We start from the raw sequence: 18450 nt of genomic DNA, 5'->3' as shown, positions 1-18450 counted from the left end.
CGCGTAAACCCCGTCGAAAGAAAACGCTTCACGTAAGAAACGGGTAAGCGGACGCTTTTACCTTAGTCTCCAGCGCATCGTAAACGAGGCATTCATGCAGGAGACGACGGAAATGGATCTGAAGATCGTAGAGAAAATAAAGTCGAGCGCCGCTTACGGCGAACTGGTGCGAAAGCGCTCGAAGCTCGGCTGGACGCTGACGGCACTCGTGCTGGTCGTCTATTACGGCTATGTGCTGCTCATCGCATTCAACAAGGATCTGCTCGCCGCGAAGATGGGCGCGGGCGTCATGACATGGGGCATGCCGATCGGCCTGTTCGTGATCGTGTTCACGGTCGTCATCACGGGGCTGTATGTGCGCCACGCCAACAGCACGTACGACGAACTCACCGACAAGATCAAGCGGGAGGCCGCATGAAGCCGCAACGCATCGTCACGGCGGGCGCGCTTTTCGCGGCGTCCGCGAGTTCATTTGCAGCAGGCGGCGATCTCGGTCAGGCGGTCAAGCAGGCGACCAACTGGACCGCGATCTGCATGTTCATCGCGTTCGTGATCGCGACGCTCTTCATCACCAAATGGGCCGCGAAGAAGACGCGTTCCGCGGCCGAGTTCTACACGGCGGGCGGCGGCATCACGGGCTTTCAGAACGGTCTTGCGATCGCGGGCGACTTCATGTCGGCGGCGTCGTTTCTCGGCATTTCGGCGGCGGTTTATAGCAATGGCTATGACGGGCTGATCTATTCGATCGGCTTTCTCGTCGGCTGGCCGATCATCACGTTCCTGATGGCGGAGCGTCTGCGCAATCTCGGCCGCTTCACATTCGCCGATGTCGCCGCGTATCGCTTCAAGCAGACGCCGATTCGCGCGTTCGCTGCATCGGGCACGCTCGTGGTCGTCGCGTTCTATCTGATCGCGCAGATGGTCGGCGCGGGACAGCTCATCAAGCTGCTGTTCGGGCTCGAATACTGGATCGCGGTCGTGATCGTCGGCGCGCTGATGATGGTGTACGTGCTCTTCGGCGGCATGACCGCGACGACGTGGGTGCAGATCATCAAGGCGTGTTTGCTGCTTGCGGGTGCATCGTTCATGGCGTTCATGGTGCTGTGGCAATTCCACTTCAGCCCCGAGGCGCTCTTCGCGAAGGCCGTCGACGTGCACGAGAAGAAGGCGTCGATCATGGGTCCGGGCAACTTCATCAAGGATCCGATTTCGGCGATCTCGTTCGGCATCGCGCTCATGTTCGGTACGGCCGGTCTGCCGCATATCCTGATGCGTTTCTTCACCGTGCCCAACGCGAAGGAAGCGCGCAAGTCGGTGTTCTGGGCGACGACGTGGATCGGCTACTTCTACATACTCACGTTCATCATCGGCTTCGGCGCGATCGTGCTGGTGAGCACCAATCCGATGTTCAAGGATGCGGGCGGCAAGCTGCTCGGCGGCACGAACATGGCGGCGGTGCATCTCGCGAGCGCGGTCGGCGGCAACGTGTTCCTCGGCTTCATCTCGGCAGTTGCGTTTGCAACTATCCTCGCAGTGGTGGCGGGCCTGACGCTCGCGGGTGCATCGGCGGTGTCGCACGATCTCTATGCGACCGTGTTCAAGAAGGGCAAGGCGTCCAGCAAGAGCGAACTGAAGGTGTCGCGCATCACGACGATCGTGCTCGGCATCGTCGCGGTCGTGCTCGGCATCGTGTTCGAGAAGCAGAACATCGCGTTCATGGTGTCGCTCGCGTTCGCGGTCGCGGCGTCCGCCAACTTTCCGGTGCTCTTCATGTCGGTCCTGTGGCGCGGCTGCACGACGCGCGGCGCGGCAATCGGCGGCTTTCTCGGCCTGCTTTCGGCGGTCGTGATGACGGTCCTGTCCAAAGCCGTATGGGTCGATGTGTTCCACTACGCGGATGCGCCGTTCCCGTATGCATCGCCTGCGCTGTTCTCGATGGCGATCGGTTTCATCGGCATCTGGCTCTTCTCCGTAACCGATCAATCGGCGCGTGCGCGTGTCGATAAAGCAGGCTTCGAAGCGCAGACCGTGCGCTCCGAAACGGGCATCGGCGCGGTGGAGGGCGCGAGCCATTGATGTGATGTTGAGTGAGCGGCGCGCGCAGTATTCGTATACCCGGGATGCCGCGCGCGTCCGAATGGCGAGTGGAAAATGCGTTAAGCTCGATGCACCTGATTGCACGAAGCGCCAACGCATTGGAGCGAGCCATGGAACTGCAGTGCCCCAGTCTTTTCGAACAATCGGCGTATATCGGCGGCGCGTGGATCGACAATACTTCGCTGCCGCGCGTGTCTGTCATCAATCCATCCACTAAAGAAATCATCGGCTCGGTGCCGCAGGTCACGGACGAGCAGGTGACGGAGGCCATCCAGTGCGCGCACGCGGCGCTGCAGGACTGGCGCAGCTGGAGCAGTCGCGAGCGCGCGTCGGTGCTGAGAGAGTGGGCGCGCCTCGTCGAACATCATCGCGACGATCTCGCCATCATCCTCTGCCGCGAACAAGGCAAGCCGCTGCACGAAGCGCGCTCCGAAATCACGCAGGCCGCGAATTATCTCGACTGGTTCGCCGAGGAAGCGCGCCGCATTTACGGCGACAACATTCCCGCGCCGCGACGCAATCAACGCATACGTGTGCTGCATCAGCCGATTGGCGTGTGCGGCGCGATCACGTCATGGACCTTTCCTTCGTCGATGGTTGCACGACGCGTCGGCGCTGCGCTCGCGGCGGGCTGCACGGTCATCCATCACCCCGATCCGCAGACGCCATTCTCCGCGCTCGCGCTGTGCGTGCTCGGCGAGAACGCGGGCTTGCCGCGCGGCGTGCTCTCCGTGTTGACGGGCGAGGGCGAACCGGTTCGCAGCACGCTGCTTGCGAGCCCCGACGTGAGGAAAGTATCGTTCACCGGTTCCATCGAGGAAGGCAAGCGGCTGATGACTTTATGCGCGCCTACCGTGAAGAAGATGTCGCTCGAACTGGGGGCGAACTGTCCGTTTATCGTGTTCGACGACGCGGACATCGACCTCGCCGTGAAGGGCGCGCTCGATGCGCGGTTTCGTCATTCGGGCCAGGCGGCGATGTGCGCGAACCGCTTCTTCGTGCATGAGGACGTGTACGAGACTTTCGTCGCCAAGCTCGTGTCCAAGGTCGCGTTGCTGAAAGTGAGCGACGGGCTGGACGAGGGCGCGCAGATCGGCCCGCTTATCGGCGATGCGGCGGTGACGCGCATCGAAAGTCTCGTCGACGAAGCGGTCAGGCTCGGCGCGAAGATCGCAGCGGGCGGCTCACGCGTCGCGCCGGGATCGAACTTCTTCAGGCCGACGGTGCTGACGAACGTCGATCCGTCGATGAGCGTATGCGGCGACGAAGTGCTCGGCCCGATTGCCAGCGTGCTGCCGTTCAGGGACGAGGACGACGTCGTCACGCTCGCGAACGATACGCGCACGGGGCTCGCGGCGTACTTCTATACCGCCGATATCAGCCGCGCATTCCGCGTCATGGAAGCGCTCGAATGCGGCGTCGTCGGCGTGAATGACAGCCTCGTGTTCAACGAAGTTGCGCCCTTCGGCGGGATCAAGGAATCGGGCATGGGGCGCGAAGGGGCATCCTCGGGAGTCGAGGAGTATCTCGAAGCGAAGTATGTCTGTTTCGGGAATCTGGAGCGGTAGGACGGCGGACGCATCACTCCGGCGGCCTCACCACCAGAATCGGCAAATGACTATGTGTAAGCACTTTCTGCGTTTCACTCCCGAGCAATAGCCCGCGAATTCCGCCGTGCCCATGCGACGCCATCACGATGAGATCGCAGTGCCGCGCTTTCGCCGTATCGAGAATCGCCTCATACGGATGCGCTCCCGTCGGCGCTTCCGTATCGCAAGCGACGCCGGCCTGCGCGGCGATACTTCGCAGATTCTCGAGATATTGCCGCGCGCGGGCCTGATCCGCGGCGTGCGCCTCATCCTGACTCGCGCCGACCATCTCGGCGCTATAAACGGTCATATGAAATGGCCGCACCATATAAAGACCGGTGATGCGCGCACTGTTCTCTTTGGCGAGCGAGACCGCCATGCGGACAGCCGCTTCGGAGAGCGCGGACCCGTCAGTGGGAACCAGCAGATGGTTGAACATGATGACGTCCTCCGGTTCTCTGGGGACATGAAAGAAACACGCGAACCGACGATTCAAGTATAGGCGAGCGCCAGAATTCCAGCGCGAAAATCAGATCCACGAGAATGTTTTCATCGTCCGCATCCGCATGGTACAAACGTTCCGGCGGTACCCCGCGCACGAGAAAAATGTGTCGTCGAAAGCGACGGACAGGCGGCTTCTGTTTCGGCACCTACGCATTCGAAGTCGATTGCTTCATGACGCTAGCGTCCCATCTCGGCGCTCGCTTCTTCATGCAGACGCACGGCCATGACGGGCGCTTCCGGCCCCACGTGCGATAACTTCATCAGACGCGGTTGCAGCAGCAGCGCAACGAGCCCGCTCCATCCAGTCTGATGCGACGCACCGACACCGCGCCCGTTGTCGCCATGAAAGTACTCGTGAAAGAGAATGAGATCCTGCGAGCGCGGATCGGCTTGCAGCATCGGATACGCGGCCATCACAGGACGCTTGCCTTCTTCGTCTTTCAAAAAGAGCATGCTGATGCGCCGTGAGAGATCGTCGGCGATTTCGTTCAGCGAATGAAACTTGCCCGATCCCGTCGGATGCTCGACGCGAAAATCATCGCCGTAGTAGCGATGAAACTCGTAGAGCGATTCGATCAACAAGTAATTGACCGGCATCCAGATCGGCCCGCGCCAGTTCGAATTGCCGCCGAATACGCGCGAATCCGATTCCGCGGGCAAGTACCGGATGCAGACGTTCACGCCATCATGATCGAACACATAAGGCTTGTCGCAATGCACGCGGGATAACGCGCGTACGCCATAGTCCGACAGGAACTCCGCTTGATCGAGCGTGCGGCGCAACAGCGCTTTCATGCGATGTCCGCGCAAGAGCGAAAGCAAAGTCGTGTTGCCTTTGCCAGGCTCGGTCCAGCGCGATACGAGCTTCGCAAGGTTCGGCCGATGATCGAGAAACCATACGAGGCGTTCACGCAGTCCGGGCAAGTCGCCGTACACGCTTTCCTCGAGCACATGAACGGCGAAGAGCGGAATCAGTCCGACGATCGATCGAATGCGCATGGGCACGCGCGCGCCGTTCGGCAGATGCAGTACGTCGTAGAAGAATTCGTCGCTGCCGTCCCATAGGCCGGTATTGCAGACTTCGCCGCAGCTCACGGCTTCCGCGATATACAGGAAGTGCTCGAAGAACTTCACCGCGATCTCGACATATGATTCGTTCGTCATCGCGAGTTCGAGGCCGATCTGCATGAGGTCGAGCGCGTAGGATGCCATCCATGCGGTGCCGTCGGCCTGATCGATACGTCCGCCGGTCGGCAGCGGCTGCGAGCGATCGAAGATGCCGATGTTGTCGAGGCCGAGAAATCCGCCCTGAAAGATATTGCGGTCGTCGGCGTCCTTGCGGTTGACCCACCACGCGAAGTTGAGCAGCAGCTTGTGGAACATGACCTCGAGGAACGCGTGATCGCCGATGCCGGTCATCTCGCGATCGAGCTCGAACACGCGCCATGTCGCCCATGCGTGAACGGGTGGGTTCGCATCGCCGAATGCCCATTCATAAGCGGGCAATTGCCCGTTCGGATGCATGTAGCGTTCTTTCACGAGCAACAGCAATTGCTTCTTCGCGAAGTCGGGATCGATCGTCGCGAACGCGACCGCATGGAACGCAAGGTCCCACGATGCGTACCACGGATACTCCCACTTGTCCGGCATCGATACGATGTCGCCGTTGCACATGTGCCGCCAGTCAGCATTGCGGCCATGCCGCCGTTCTTTCGGCGGCGTGGGCTGGCCCGGATCGCCGTCGTGCCAGCGCGTGACGTCGAACTGATAATACTGCTTCGTCCATAGCATGCCGGCGAGCGCCTGGCGTTGCACGAGACGCGCGTCGGCATCGTCGATATCGTGTTGCAGCGTCGCATAGAACTCGTCGGCTTCCGCTTCGCGACGCGCGAAAAGCTGGGCCAGGTCGAGCGGCGGATCGTTCGAAACCGATGCCGGGCGCCAGCGCAAGTACATCACGGAACTTTCATGCGGTGAGAGTTGCAGATGCACATGCGCGGCGCAACGCGTGCCGCGATCGCGGCGTATCGCCTGTTCGTCGCCTTCGACGAGATAGTCGTTGAAGCCATCCTTGAACGGCCCCGCGCCTTCGATGCCGTATATGCGACGAACGTTCGTCTCGTTCTCGCAGAAAATCCATTCGACCGGCGCCTGCGCAGAAGCCGTGACATCCATCTCGCCATGCGACGGATTGTGCGCGATGACGCGGGCACCTTCGCGCGCATCGTGTTCGAGCTTCAGCGACGGCTTGCCCCATTTGCTCGACCACGCCCACCGGTTGCGCGCCCAGAATTGCGGCAAGAGATGAAGCGTCGCGGCTTCGTCCGCGCGATTCTCGACGGTCACGCGCATCACGATGTCATCGGGCGCGTGCTTCGCGTATTCGACATAGACATCGAAGTAACGGTCGCAATCGAATACGCCCGTGTCGGGCAGTTCGTATTCGGGCTGATCGGGACCGCGCCGTTTGTTCTCGTCGATGAGTTGCTGATACGGATACGCATCGTGCGGATACTTGTACAGCATCTTCATGTACGAATGCGTCGGCGTGCCGTCGAGATAGAAGTACAGTTCCTTTACGTCTTCGCCGTGATTGCCTTGCTCGTTCGTGAGACCGAAAAGCCGCTCCTTGATGATCGGATCGCGGCCGTTCCACAACGCGAGCGACACGCACCAGTCGAGCGGGTCGTTGCCGAATCCCGCGATACCGTCCTCCCCCCATCGATACATGCGGCTGCGCGCATGGTCGTGCGGAAAGTAGTCCCACGCCGTGCCGTATTCGCTGTAATCCTCGCGAACGGTGCCCCATTGACGCTCGCTCAGATACGGGCCCCAGCGGCGCCACCGGTCGAGCCCGGCGCCATGCAGACGGGAGCCTTCCTTCGTTTGCAGCAGATGGATTGCGCGTAGCGGTGGCATGCGACCTCCGTTGCGGTTGCTCATCCAGCACGTTCGATGCGCGGTTTTCCGATGATAAGCGAAGTGAAAAAAAGCGCGGCGATTGCCGCGCTGCGAGAATCATCGCGCCGTTTTTAGCGGGATACCGTCCGGATGACGATTCGCGTCGTTCATGTCTTCGGGGAGAAGATTGCCGTCCGCGAGCCGCCGGTCTGCTTCGGCGATCTCCGGATAGCGCTCCGGATAAAGATGCCGTTCGCTGACGGCCGCATCGAACGTGCGCGACCACTTCGCGATGACGACCGTCGCAAGGCTGTTGCCGATGGTGTTGCACGTCGCGATTGCCATCGACATGAAGCGGTACACGCCAAAGATCAACGCGAGTCCTTCGACGGGAAGGATGCCCGTCGACGTGACGGTCGCTGCAAACACCACGAACGATCCGCCGGAAACCGTGGCTGCGCCTTTGGACGTCAGCAGCATCAGCAGCAGAATGCCGATCTGATGTTCCAGCGTGATCTGCACGCCATAACCATGCGCGATGAACATGACGCCCATCGACATGAAGATCGACGTGCCATCGAGATTGAACGCATAGCCTGTGGGCAGCACGAGTCCGACCGTCTGCTTCGCGCAGCCGAGCCGTTCGAGCTTGATCAGAAGACGCGGCAGTGCGCTTTCCGACGACGCAGTACCGAGCACGATGAAGATCTCGTCTCTGATGTAGCGCAGAAAGCGCCACAGGCTGAAGCCCGCGAGCTTCGCGATGATGCCCATGACGACGACGATGAAGAGTACGACCACCGCATAGAAACTCACGACGAGCTGCGCCAGCGCGATCAGCACTGCCGTGCCGTTGCTGCCCACCGAATACGCGACCGCGCCGAACGTGCCGAGCGGCGCGAGCTTCATCACGAGGTTGATGAACGAGAACAGCACTTCCGAAACGAGATCGCGCGTCGTGCAGTCGACGCAGCACATCGAAACCTCCGCGAAGCTCGCGAAGACGCTGCGCTGCGCACAGGGCACACCGTGGCTGCGCATATCGAGCGTGCGTATCGACGGCGACAAGGACAGTCCGCCCGTTGGCTGGACCGATGTGTATATCGATCCGGAATACGAGGACGTCGCGCAAGCCGCGAAGGAGAACCCGGATACGCTCATCAGCGCGCTGATCGAAGCGCGTTACGGACGCTGCATCGACGAGATTCAGCAGGACGTGCGTGCCATTGCCGTATCGGCGGAGATGGCGAGACGCCTGCGCGTCGAGGCGGGAACGGCGGCGCTGGAAATCGTGCGCCGCTATCTCGACGCGAGCGGCGCGACGTTCGAGATATCGGTGACGGTGCATCCCGCAGAGCGCTTTTCGGTGTCGATGCGTCTCAAGCGATCGCCGGGCTAAAATCGTCGCGGGCGTGCTATCGAAGTTATCCGGCGTGCGTTTCCGAATAACGCAGAAGGAGGACGCCATGGGCAAGAACAGGGCGGCTACGCAAGCCATGAGCTTTAATCGGCTTGCGCGATAGCGGGCATCGGAAGCCGGCACAAACAGCACGCTCGTGTCGAGCTGCATCGAACCGAACGGACCGGGGCATTGATGCGCCCTGAGCGAAGCGAATCGATTCGTATGACGATGCGAGCTATAGAATAGGCCACCGGCGCCAGACGCTCACGAGCGCGCCCTGACTTCGATCCTCGCACCCTCATATGGATGTTCGCCAGCTTCGCTACTTCGTCAGCATCGTCGATTACGGCAGTCTCGGCAAAGCAGCGGAAAAGCTCTACGTGGCACAGCCTTCGCTCAGCCAGCAAATGGCGCGGCTCGAAGAGGAACTCGGCGTCACGCTCCTTCTGCGCAGCAATCATGGCGTCACCCCCACGGCCGAGGGCGACGCGCTCTATCGGCATGCACGCGTCGTGCTGCGGCAAATGGAGCAGCTCAAGCAGGAAGTGACGAAGGGCGCGGGCGCGGAATCCGGCACCGTGGCGGTCGGCCTGCCGACGACGATGGCATCCGTTCTCGCCGTGCCCCTGTTCGAGCGCATTCAGGACCGGTATCCCGGCATACGCCTGCAGTTCTTCGAAAGCATGAGCGGCTATCTGAACGAGTTGCTTGCCAATGGCCGGCTCGACCTCGCGATTCTGTTTCGTGAATCGGATACACCCGGCATCACCGCGTTGCCCGTGCTCGACGAAACGCTTTATCTTGCGGGCGAGCCGGGCGGCGGCATCTCGCCGCGCGCATCGACATGTCCGCTTGCGAAGCTCGCGGGCGTGAAACTCGTCGCGCCCGGCGCATCGAATGGCTTGCGCTTGCTGATCGAGCGCACGTTCGCGAGCGAGAAAGTCGAGCTGAACATCGTTGCGGATATCGACTCGTTGCCATCGCTTTTGCTTATCGCGCATTCGGGCAGAGCCTGCACGATTCTGCCTTCGTCCGCGATCGTGCAATGGAACGAGGCGTTGCTGCCGAAAATGCGCAGAATCGTCGATCCGATCATCAGGCGCCCGGCCAGCATTTGCTGGCCCAACGATGCGCCGATGAACTCAGCGACCGTCGCCGTGCGCGCGACGTTGATCGAGTTGATCGCCGAGCACATTGACCGCGATCGCTGGCAAGGCGTGACGATGCGACGAACCTAGATCGCCTTCGCCGCGCGCAAGCGTTCGATGGCTTCGCTATTCAGCCCCAGTTCGCGCAACACGGATTCCGTGTGCTCGCCGAGCGCGGGCACGGCGTCCATGCGCGGTTCATCGGCGCTGAAGCGTCCCGGCGGATAGAGCGCGGGAATCTTGCCGGCGGGCGTATCGACCTGTGTCCAACGATTGCGCGCTTCGAGCTGTTCATGCTTCCAGACATCGTGCATGTCGTTCATCCGCGCATTCGCGATGCCCGCTTCTTCAAGCCGTTCGATGACCTGTGCGGCCGTCAATGAGGCGAATGCATCGACGATGAGGCGCATCAACTCGTCGCGATGCTGCGCGCGAAGGCTGTTTGCACAGAAGCGCTCGTCGCGCTGAAGCTCGGGCATACGAAGAACGATTTCGCAAAACTTCTTCCACTCGCGCTCGTTTTGCAGGCCAAGCATGACGGTCTTGCCATCGCCTGCGGGGAAAGGGCCGTAAGGGAAGATCGTCGCGTGCGATGCGCCCGCCTTGCGCGGCGGCGTCTGACCGTCGATCGCGTAATAGAGCGGATAGCCCATCCATTCGACCATGCTTTCGAACATCGAAATGTCGATGCGTTTGCCGCGCCCGGTGCGTCCGCGTTCGATGAGCGCCGCGAGTATGTTCGTGTAGCCATACATGCCGGCGGCGATATCTGCGATCGAGCAGCCTGCTTTCGCCGGTGCGCCTTCCGAACCCGTGATGCTCAGAAAACCCGCTTCGCTTTGAATCAGCAAGTCATACGCTTTCTTGTCGCGCATCGGGCCATCGGAACCATAGCCGGAGATATCGCACACGATGAGCCGCGGATAGCGCTCCTTCAACGCGTCGTAATCGAGGCCGAGCCGTTGCGTCGCGCCGGGCGCGAGATTCTGCACGAATACATCGGCATCGGCGAGCAGCTTGTGCACGACATCGAGTGCTCCAGGATGCTTGACGTCGAGCGTCACGCTTTCTTTCGAGCGGTTCGTCCACACGAAATGCGATGCGAGTCCCGACACACGTTCGTCATAGTTGCGAGCGAAATCACCTGTGCCTGGACGCTCGATCTTGATGACGCGCGCGCCGAGATCGGCGAGCTGACGCGTGCAGAAGGGCGCTGCAATTGCATGCTCGAACGTGACGACCTTGATGCCTTGCAGCGGGCGCATGACCGGCCTCCTTCAGAACGAACGCGGCAGGCCGAGGATATGCTCGGCGACGTAAGAGAGAATCAGGTTGGTCGAAATCGGCGCGACCTGATACAGACGCGTCTCGCGGAATTTGCGTTCGACATCGTATTCCGCCGCGAAGCCAAAGCCGCCGTGAAATTGCAGACAGGCGTTGGCCGCTTCCCATGATGCATCGGCGGCGAGCAGCTTCGCCATGTTCGCCTGCGCGCCGCAAGGCTTGTGCGCGTCGAAGCGTTCGCATGCCTTGAAGCGCATCAGGTTCGCGGCTTCGACATTGACGTACGCGCGCGCAATCGGAAACTGCACGCCCTGATTCTGCCCGATGGGACGCCCGAACACGATTCGATCGTTCACATACTGCGTGACCTTGTCGATGAACCAGTAGCCATCGCCGATGCATTCCGCCGCGATCAGCGTGCGTTCGGCGTTTAGCCCATCGAGTATGTACTTGAAACCCATGCCTTCTTCGCCGATGAGATTCTCGGCAGGAATCTCCAGATTGTCGAAGAAGAGCTCGTTGGTTTCGTGATTCACCATGTTGAGGATCGGCTGCACCGTGAGGCCATTGCCGATTGCTTCACGCAAATCGACGATGAAGATCGACATGCCTTCGCTCTTCTTCTTCACGTCCGCGATCGGCGTCGTGCGCGCGAGCAGAATCATCAGATCCGAATGCTGCACGCGCGAGATCCACACCTTCTGGCCGTTTATCGCATAACGATCGCCTTTTCTTTCCGCGGTCGTTTTGATCTTTGTCGTGTCGGTGCCGGTGGTCGGTTCGGTCACGCCCATCGATTGCAGACGCAACTCGCCCGATGCGATCTTCGGCAAGTAGCGTTTCTTCTGTTCCGTCGAGCCGTGACGCAACAACGTGCCCATGTTATACATCTGCCCATGACACGCGCCCGAATTGCCGCCCGAGCGATTGATCTCTTCCATGATGACGGACGCTTCGGTAAGCCCCAGACCCGAGCCGCCGTATTCCTGCGGAATCAATGCGGCGAGCCAGCCCGCTTTCGTGAGGGCATCGACGAATGCTTCGGGATAACCGCGTGCTTCGTCGATCTTGCGAAAGTATTCGCCGGTGAACTGGCCGCAGAGATCGCGCACGGCCTCACGAATGTCCTGATAAGCGTCGGATGTCGATTCGATCATGATGTGCCTGCGGATGTGTGGAGATCGTCAGCCGAGCGTGGCGCGCGCCGTCATGCCGAGCCAGCCTTCGTGATCCTTCGACCAGAGTTCGACAGTCCTGCCATCCGCCGATGGCTGCCCGCACAGATGCAGCGTATTGCCCGCGAAACACGGGCGCTGCGCCTTGAATGCGAAGTCGATGACGGTCGCGTCGGGCAACTCGCGGCGCAGCAGGTCCATTAATAAGGTGGCAATGAGCGGCCCATGCACGACAAGTCCCGGATAACCTTCGACTTGCGTCACATAAGGCTTGTCGTAGTGAATGCGATGCGCGTTGAAGGTGAGCGCCGAATAGCGCAGCAGCAATGTCTCGTCAGGAACGAGGTCGCGTTGCCATTGCGCATCGCGAGGCGCGGCGACCGGAGCGGGCGCGGGCGCACCGGGCGCTGCCGGCTCGCGATACACGATGTCGTGCTCTTCCTCGATCGCGGTCGCATCGCCGCGGTAAATGCGATGCCTGACTGTCACGAAGCCGAGCTTGCCGGTGCGTCCTTGCTTCTCGCTGACATTGAGAATCGTCGATTCGCGCGTAATGCGTTCACCGACGATCACCGGCGCGGGGAAGCGCAGGCGTCCGCCGGCCCACATGCGGCGCGGCAAACCGAGATCGGGCAGAAAGCCGCCTTTCTTCGGATGACCGTCTTCCGCGATGAGCGACTGTTTTGCAATGGGCCGGAAGAAGATCCAGTGCCACAACGGCGGAAGGGCATCGCCTTCATGCGGGGCGGCATCGTGATCGAGTGTGGCCGCGAGGGCCGCGACGGATGTGGGCGCAACGATATCGACGGCGCGCTCTGTTTTCATTGTGTCGTCTCCATTGCCGGGCGGGGCCGGTGAATTACGACTTTAGAGAAATATCGCGCGGGGCGGAAATATCGCTTTCATGTGCCGGGCATAGGTTCAACCTATGACGTGGTGTCATCAATCTCATGACGCGCGGGCCATTTTTCTCCGCGATGCAGCGCCATAACATTCGATCCGTCGAAGTCAAACGCATCACGAGAAAGGAGCCGGATCATGTATGTCGTCACGGGAATCACAGGACAAGTCGGCGGTGCGCTCGCAAACGCGCTGCTGAAAGCGGGCAAGCCCGTACGCGCCGTCGTGCGCGATGAGAGGAAGGGCGCGGTTTGGTCGGCGCGCGGCTGCGAACTCGCACGCGCCACGATGACCGATGCCGATGCGCTCGCTCGCGCCTTCGAAGGCGCGCAAGCCGTGTTCATTCTGCCGCCGTCGGAATTCGATCCCGAGCCGGGTTTTCCGGAAGCGCGCGAAGTCATCGATGCGATCGTCGCGGCCATCGCGCGTGCCAGGCCGCGCCGGATCGTGTGCCTGTCGACGATCGGCGCGCAAGCCGCTCAAATCAATCTTCTGACGCAGCGCACGCTGCTCGAAGAAGCGCTTCGCAAGCAGCCTGTTCCCGTCACGTTTCTGCGGCCGGGCTGGTTCATGGAGAACTGCGCATGGGATGTCGATTCGGCGCGCAACGAAGGCATCGTGCATTCGTTTCTGCAGCCGCTCGATCGCGCGATTCCGATGACCGCCACCGACGACATCGGCGAACTCGCCGCGAAGCTCATGCAGGAAACATGGACGGGCATGCGCGTCGTCGAACTGGAAGGACCGCAACGCACGAGCCCGAACGATATCGCCGCTGCGTTTTCATCCGTGCTCGGCAAGCCGGTGCGCGCGCAGGCAGTGCAACGCGAGACGTGGGAAGGACTGTTCGCGAGTCAAGGCATGAAGCATCCGATGCCGCGCATTCAGATGCTCGATGGCTTCAACGACGGATGGATCGACTTCGAAGGGCGTAGCGAAGATATCGTCAAAGGCAAGACGCCCATCGTCGATGTGATCCGCAAGCTCGCCGGACGTCAATCGTGAACGCCCTCGGCCCGCGACGCGCACATCCGCCACGATGACGCCGGCTTCGGCGCATCGACGGTATCACGCCACCAGCGCTCGCCGCGATGCGGCGCTTCGAGATCGAGCCGCTCGCCCATGCGCGGTGTCGCCACCGCGACGCCTCGCGCGAGCGCCAGGCCCGTCACGCGCTCGAAAGGTTCTTGCCACGGATGCATCGCGAGATCGAACGTGCCGTTGTGAATCGGCACGAGCCAGCGTCCGCGCAAGTCGATGTGCGCCTGCACCGTCTCCTCGGGCTGCATGTGCACGTACGGCCATTGCGGATCGTATGCGCCGGTCTCGATCAGCGTGACGTCGAACGGGCCGAGGCGCTCGCCGATGGTCCCGAAGCCGTCGAAATAGCCGGTGTCGCCGCTGAAGAACACGCGCACGTCATCGTCGACGATGACCCACGACGCCCACAGCGTGCTGTTGCCATCGAAGAGACTGCGGCCGGAGAAGTGCTGCGCGGGCGTGGCGGTGAACGTCAGGCCGTCGATCTGCGCGCTTTGCCACCAGTCGAGCTGACGCACTTTTGCGGCATCGATGCCCCATTCGATCAAACGATCGCCGACGCCCAGCGGCGTGAGAAAGATCGCTGTCGTCGAGGCAAGCGCAAGCACGGTTTCGCGATCGAGATGATCGTAGTGATCGTGCGACAGGACCACGCCGCGCAACGGCGGCAGATCGCCAAGCGCGATGGGCGGCGCGTGAAAGCGCTTCGGCCCGACGTTCTTGAACGGCGACGCGCGCTCGCCGAACACCGGGTCCGTCAGCCAGTATTCGCCGCGCAGCTTGAGTAGCATCGTCGAATGGCCGAGGCGGAAAAGGCTGCGGTCGGGCGCGGCATCCAGATCGGCGCGGGTGAGGGTATCGACGGTCGGCGCTTGCGTCGGCACTGTGTTGCGCGGTTTGTGGAGCAGCATGTTCCACATGATGCGCAGCGTCTTGCCGAAGCCTTCGACAGGACGCGGCTTCACATTGCGAAAGCGCTCGCCGTCATGTTGCGGCGATGCGCTCGACAACGCGCGTCCGCGCTTTGCTGCGGCGAAACCCAGGGCACGGCTGATGCGATCGGCGAACGAAGTCATGAACGTGAAGGGACGTGAGCCCGAAGCGGAAAGTAGACTGCACAGTGTAGTTTAATTTTGAGAGAAAAGTAGACCGATCGGTGTAAAATGTGGGGATGGATTCAAGCGACATCAACGACATTCCCCAGCGTCTGACTGACCGGAAGCGCGCCGCGATCGTGAACGCGGCCGTTGCGGAGTTCATCGCCGCGGGCTACGACGCCACCAGCATGGACCGCATCGCCGCGCGCGCGGGCGTTTCCAAACGCACGGTCTATAACCACTTCGAGAGCAAGGAGGCGCTGTTCGCCGCGATCCTGCATCGGCTATGGGATACGAGCGAGACCGGCGATGCGGTGGCTTATAGCGCGAGCGAACCGTTGCGCGCGCAATTGCTCGCGATGCTCACGCGCAAGCTGCGCCTCATGAACGATGAGGCGTTTCTGTCGCTCGCACGCGTGGCGATCGCGGCGGGCATTCACTCGCCCGAGCGCGCGCGGGATATGGTGGCGCGCATCGGCGAACGCGAGGAAGACGTGACGGCCTGGATTCGCAAAGCCGCCGCCGATGGCCGGCTCGCAGTCACCGACCCTGTTTTCGCAGGGCAGCAACTGCATGGCATCGTCAAGGGTTTCGCGTTCTGGCCGCAAGTGACGATGGGCCAGCCGCCGTTATCGAAGAGCGAGCAAAAGAAAGTGGCCGAAGCCGCCGCCGACATGTTTCTCGCACGCTACGAACGCGCTGCGCCCGAACACGGGTGACGCAGCATCCGCGAAGAAGCCGAACGTTCATGCGCGAACCCGAATAAGCAGATTTCGCCGCGATTAAGGTATAGGGTCTAAAAGTGCGCGGATTCTTGCGCACGGCGTTCACCTGGCGGTTTTTATCGTCGGGCAGCGGTAAGCCTTCGTCGAAGGAGAAAGTCATGAAGACCGTCCTCGTTACGACCACGCTCGTGGCCGCGTTTTCCCTCGTCACCCTCACTCAGGCGCAAGAGCCGAGCGATACCCTGCAGTCCATCCCCGCACCCGTTCAGCAGAACGCGCAGGGCGCCGCGTCGTCCGGCGACACGGCCTATGGCGGCGTGGCACCGGGGCAGAGCAGGAGCGGGAGAACAGCGAACTGGACCGGCGGCACGCAGAGCAATTGCAGTCCGCGACCGTTCTGCAACGTCTATTCGGGCGGGCAGTAAGCGCGACGCTGAGAGGGCGGTTTTTTCGGACCGATGCTCGCCCGAAAAAGCCGCCCGCAACGAGGCCGTCACCGGAGGCTGTTAAAATCGCGATACGTTTTCTACGGGCACGATGTGATGGGCTTCGAACAACTCGCCGGACTGAAAGAGCAACTCGCAAAACAGGCTGCTGCCAGCAACGCAGCGAAGAAGAAGGCGCCGCGCGTGCGGCGTCCCGCGCCGGCGGGCGCGAAGGCGGCGGCTCCGTCCAAACCCGCGGCGGCCGCGTCCAGGCCTGCCGCGGCGCCATCGAAGCCGGTTGATCCTGTCGTGCATACCATCGGTAAGCTGCAGAAGCGTTTTCCGCTCGCATTTCCGAAGAATCCCGCGCCTAAGGTTCCGCTGAAGGTCGGCATTTTCGAAGATCTGATGAAACACGCGGAAGAACTCGGACTCAACGAGAAAGAACTGCGTGCGGCGATCAAGGTCTGGTGCCGCGGCAACCGTTACTGGACCGCGCTCGTGCAAGGTGCGCCGCGAGTCGATCTGACTGGCGCGCAAGCGGGCGAAGTATCGTCGGCGGATGCGGAACGCGCCGTTTATCTGGAAACGAATCGACTGGCGCGCTCGGCGTCGGCGTCGGCTTCGGCCACCGCTTCCGCTCCGAAAGCCGCAGAGTCCGCGGAATCCGCCAAGTAACGCGAGACGCGACACCGCGCGCAGTTCGCATCGCGCGCGGGTTTCCCTTTTCCTTTCGCGCTAGTCCAAAAGTTCGTTATGGCGTGGCCCGAATGCTTCGCTATCCGAATCATAAAGGGCGCAAAAAACGCGACGCCTTTCAGCGTCGCGTTTCTTCGAATCAACCTTCGATCAGAACCGGTGACGCAGACCGACGCGCGTCACGAACTGCGTGTTCGCGCCCGCACTGCCGATGAACGACGCCGACGAGCCGATCTCCGCTTGCACCGGCGTGCCGTTGTTGCTGCCCGACGCCTTCTGATACGCGCCGCTCGCATAAACATCGGTGCGCTTCGACAGCGCGTAGTCGACCACGGCGTTGATCTGATGCCACTTGCCTTCGAGGTTGCCGCCGAGATCGGAGAACGTGTAGCCGAGGCCCGCGTTCAGCGCCGGCGTGAACGCGTACTTGCCGCCGATTTCAAAGTTGTTCAGGTTCGACGATGCAGCCGTGATCGGCTCGAAGCGCGTATGCGTCCAATTCGCCCAGATCGTCGCGGCGGCGATCGTGTAACGCGCGCCGATACCGTACGTTTCCAGATCGCGCAGCCCTTGCGTGTTCACGTTCGCGATGCTCACGCTGAACGCCGGCGTCGCCCCATTCGGATAGCGGATGTTCGTGTACGCCGCGCCGATGCCGAACGGGCCTTGCGCATAGTTCAAACCGAAGCTGTACGCGCTTGAGGCGCCTTGCACGGCAGACGTGCCCGTTCCCGTCGTGGGCGAACCCGCGAAGTTCGTCGAGTTCGAGAAGCCATACATCGCGCCGAACGTCACGCCGTGGAAATTGGCGCTGCTGAACTTGACCGCGTTGTTGATGCGGCTCGACGTCAGCTGATCCAGATCGTTGATGTGATACGCGTAATTTCCGGCGGCCGTCTGGCTGCCCATCGTGTAGTTGCTGCCGAGATAGTCGGTCGAGAACGAGTATTGACGGCCGAAGGTCAGCGAGCCGAAATCGGTCTTCGCCAGACCGACATACGCCTGACGGCCGAACAACGCGCCGCCCTGCCCGAGCGTGCCGTCGCCGCTGTTGAAGCCGCTTTCGAGCACGAAGATCGCCTTGAGACCGCCGCCCAGATCTTCCGTGCCGCGCAGGCCCCAGCGGCTACCCGACGCGACGCCGTCGCCGTACTTCACTAGGCTGTCGTGGCCGCTCGCGGTCGCGACTTTATTCGCATAGGTGATGCCCGCATCGATGATCCCGTATAGCGTGACGCTGCTTTGCGCGTGTGCCGCGATGCCGAACATGCCGAGAACGGCCGCCGCTACGATGTGCTTCTTCATTCTTCTTTCTTCCTTGGTGTTGTCCGCGTGAAGCGGATGCCGCTCGACGCGGCCCGGTTCAGGAATCGCCGCCACGCATTCGTTGAGCGCGAGCGCGGCCATCCCGGCTTCGCGAAGGAATTTCGCAAAGGTCGAGTGCTTCGTGATGGGTAGGGCAC

16 protein-coding genes and 1 pseudogene are annotated in these 18450 nt (G+C 61.7%); 9 read left to right on the top strand and 8 right to left on the bottom strand.

What is annotated here, in order from left to right:
* Nucleotides 1–112: 112 nt before the first annotated feature.
* The 3 genes from NCT05_RS23945 (at nucleotide 113) to NCT05_RS23935 (ending at nucleotide 3665) form a co-directional block, all read left to right on the top strand.
* Nucleotides 113–418, top strand: coding sequence for a DUF485 domain-containing protein (locus tag NCT05_RS23945; protein ID WP_008348462.1), 306 nt, complete (start codon nucleotides 113–115; stop codon nucleotides 416–418).
* A complete protein-coding gene (locus NCT05_RS23940) occupies nucleotides 415–2076 on the top strand; it encodes a cation acetate symporter (RefSeq protein ID WP_008348460.1) in 1662 nt (553 codons plus the stop codon). The genes NCT05_RS23945 and NCT05_RS23940 overlap by 4 nt, the downstream gene beginning before the upstream one ends.
* A 131-nt stretch (nucleotides 2077–2207) precedes the next feature.
* A complete protein-coding gene (locus tag NCT05_RS23935) occupies nucleotides 2208–3665 on the top strand; it encodes an NAD-dependent succinate-semialdehyde dehydrogenase (RefSeq protein WP_008348458.1) in 1458 nt (485 codons plus the stop codon).
* A 13-nt stretch (nucleotides 3666–3678) separates the two neighbouring features.
* On the opposite strand, the gene NCT05_RS23930 is transcribed toward NCT05_RS23935, so the two are convergent.
* The 3 genes and pseudogenes from NCT05_RS23930 to NCT05_RS23920 all read right to left on the bottom strand — a co-directional run.
* On the bottom strand, nucleotides 3679–4125 hold the full coding sequence (locus NCT05_RS23930) for a universal stress protein (protein WP_008348456.1): 447 nt from the start codon (nucleotides 4123–4125) through the stop codon (nucleotides 3679–3681).
* A 242-nt stretch (nucleotides 4126–4367) separates the two neighbouring features.
* On the bottom strand, nucleotides 4368–7109 hold the full coding sequence (locus tag NCT05_RS23925; protein ID WP_033536231.1) for an MGH1-like glycoside hydrolase domain-containing protein: 2742 nt from the start codon (nucleotides 7107–7109) through the stop codon (nucleotides 4368–4370).
* Between the two features lie 99 nt (nucleotides 7110–7208).
* Nucleotides 7209–8042: pseudogene (locus tag NCT05_RS23920) on the bottom strand (cation:dicarboxylate symporter family transporter); the annotation flags it as partial.
* 7 nt (nucleotides 8043–8049) lie between these two features.
* Here NCT05_RS23920 and NCT05_RS23915 point away from each other — a divergent pair.
* Nucleotides 8050–8490 (top strand): GntR family transcriptional regulator, encoded by a 441-nt coding sequence (locus tag NCT05_RS23915; protein ID WP_250436752.1) that lies wholly within the window; start codon nucleotides 8050–8052, stop codon nucleotides 8488–8490.
* Between the two features lie 305 nt (nucleotides 8491–8795).
* Nucleotides 8796–9731 (top strand): LysR substrate-binding domain-containing protein, encoded by a 936-nt coding sequence (locus tag NCT05_RS23910; protein ID WP_250503321.1) that lies wholly within the window; start codon nucleotides 8796–8798, stop codon nucleotides 9729–9731.
* Here the strand turns inward: NCT05_RS23910 and NCT05_RS23905 are convergent.
* Genes NCT05_RS23905 through NCT05_RS23895 form a run of 3 tightly spaced genes read right to left on the bottom strand, consistent with a single transcriptional unit; the run spans nucleotide 9728 to nucleotide 12925 of the window.
* Nucleotides 9728–10906, bottom strand: a complete 1179-nt coding sequence (locus tag NCT05_RS23905; RefSeq protein ID WP_250503320.1) for a CaiB/BaiF CoA transferase family protein — start codon at nucleotides 10904–10906, stop codon at nucleotides 9728–9730. The genes NCT05_RS23910 and NCT05_RS23905 overlap by 4 nt on opposite strands.
* Nucleotides 10907–10918: 12 nt before the next feature.
* Nucleotides 10919–12082 carry an acyl-CoA dehydrogenase family protein gene (locus NCT05_RS23900; protein ID WP_250441058.1) on the bottom strand — a complete coding sequence of 388 codons (1164 nt, stop codon included), beginning with the start codon at nucleotides 12080–12082 and terminating at the stop codon, nucleotides 10919–10921.
* Nucleotides 12083–12109: 27 nt separating this feature from the next.
* The gene (locus tag NCT05_RS23895) at nucleotides 12110–12925 is read right to left on the bottom strand and encodes an HTD2 family dehydratase (RefSeq protein ID WP_175981154.1); all 816 of its coding nucleotides are present in this window, start codon (nucleotides 12923–12925) and stop codon (nucleotides 12110–12112) included.
* Nucleotides 12926–13138: 213 nt separating this feature from the next.
* On the opposite strand from NCT05_RS23895, the gene NCT05_RS23890 reads away from it, so the two are divergent.
* Entirely contained in the window at nucleotides 13139–14005 is an 867-nt protein-coding gene (locus tag NCT05_RS23890; protein WP_250503319.1) for an NmrA family NAD(P)-binding protein, read from the top strand.
* On the opposite strand, the gene NCT05_RS23885 is transcribed toward NCT05_RS23890, so the two are convergent.
* Nucleotides 13996–15117, bottom strand: coding sequence for an MBL fold metallo-hydrolase (locus NCT05_RS23885; RefSeq protein ID WP_175981151.1), 1122 nt, complete (start codon nucleotides 15115–15117; stop codon nucleotides 13996–13998). The two genes, NCT05_RS23890 and NCT05_RS23885, sit on opposite strands and share 10 nt — an antisense overlap.
* A 95-nt stretch (nucleotides 15118–15212) precedes the next feature.
* Between NCT05_RS23885 and NCT05_RS23880 the strand changes: the two genes are divergently transcribed.
* From NCT05_RS23880 to NCT05_RS23870, 3 genes are all read left to right on the top strand, one after another.
* Entirely contained in the window at nucleotides 15213–15857 is a 645-nt protein-coding gene (locus tag NCT05_RS23880) for a TetR/AcrR family transcriptional regulator (RefSeq protein WP_250436737.1), read from the top strand.
* 164 nt (nucleotides 15858–16021) lie between these two features.
* Nucleotides 16022–16288, top strand: a complete 267-nt coding sequence (locus NCT05_RS23875; protein ID WP_250436735.1) for a hypothetical protein — start codon at nucleotides 16022–16024, stop codon at nucleotides 16286–16288.
* Nucleotides 16289–16405: 117 nt separating this feature from the next.
* Nucleotides 16406–16966, top strand: a complete 561-nt coding sequence (locus NCT05_RS23870; protein WP_175981146.1) for a ProQ/FinO family protein — start codon at nucleotides 16406–16408, stop codon at nucleotides 16964–16966.
* A gap of 171 nt (nucleotides 16967–17137) precedes the next feature.
* Here NCT05_RS23870 and NCT05_RS23865 read toward each other — a convergent pair whose 3' ends face one another.
* Complete coding sequence (locus NCT05_RS23865) at nucleotides 17138–18292, bottom strand: porin (protein WP_250503332.1); 1155 nt, start codon at nucleotides 18290–18292, stop codon at nucleotides 17138–17140.
* Nucleotides 18293–18450: the final 158 nt, after the last annotated feature.

Origin of the sequence: Caballeronia sp. AZ7_KS35 (assembly GCF_023631045.1) — a bacterium.
GTDB lineage: Bacteria > Pseudomonadota > Gammaproteobacteria > Burkholderiales > Burkholderiaceae > Caballeronia > Caballeronia zhejiangensis.
Note: the sequence above shows the minus strand (reverse complement) of the source record. Positions and strands in the feature narration are given on the sequence as shown.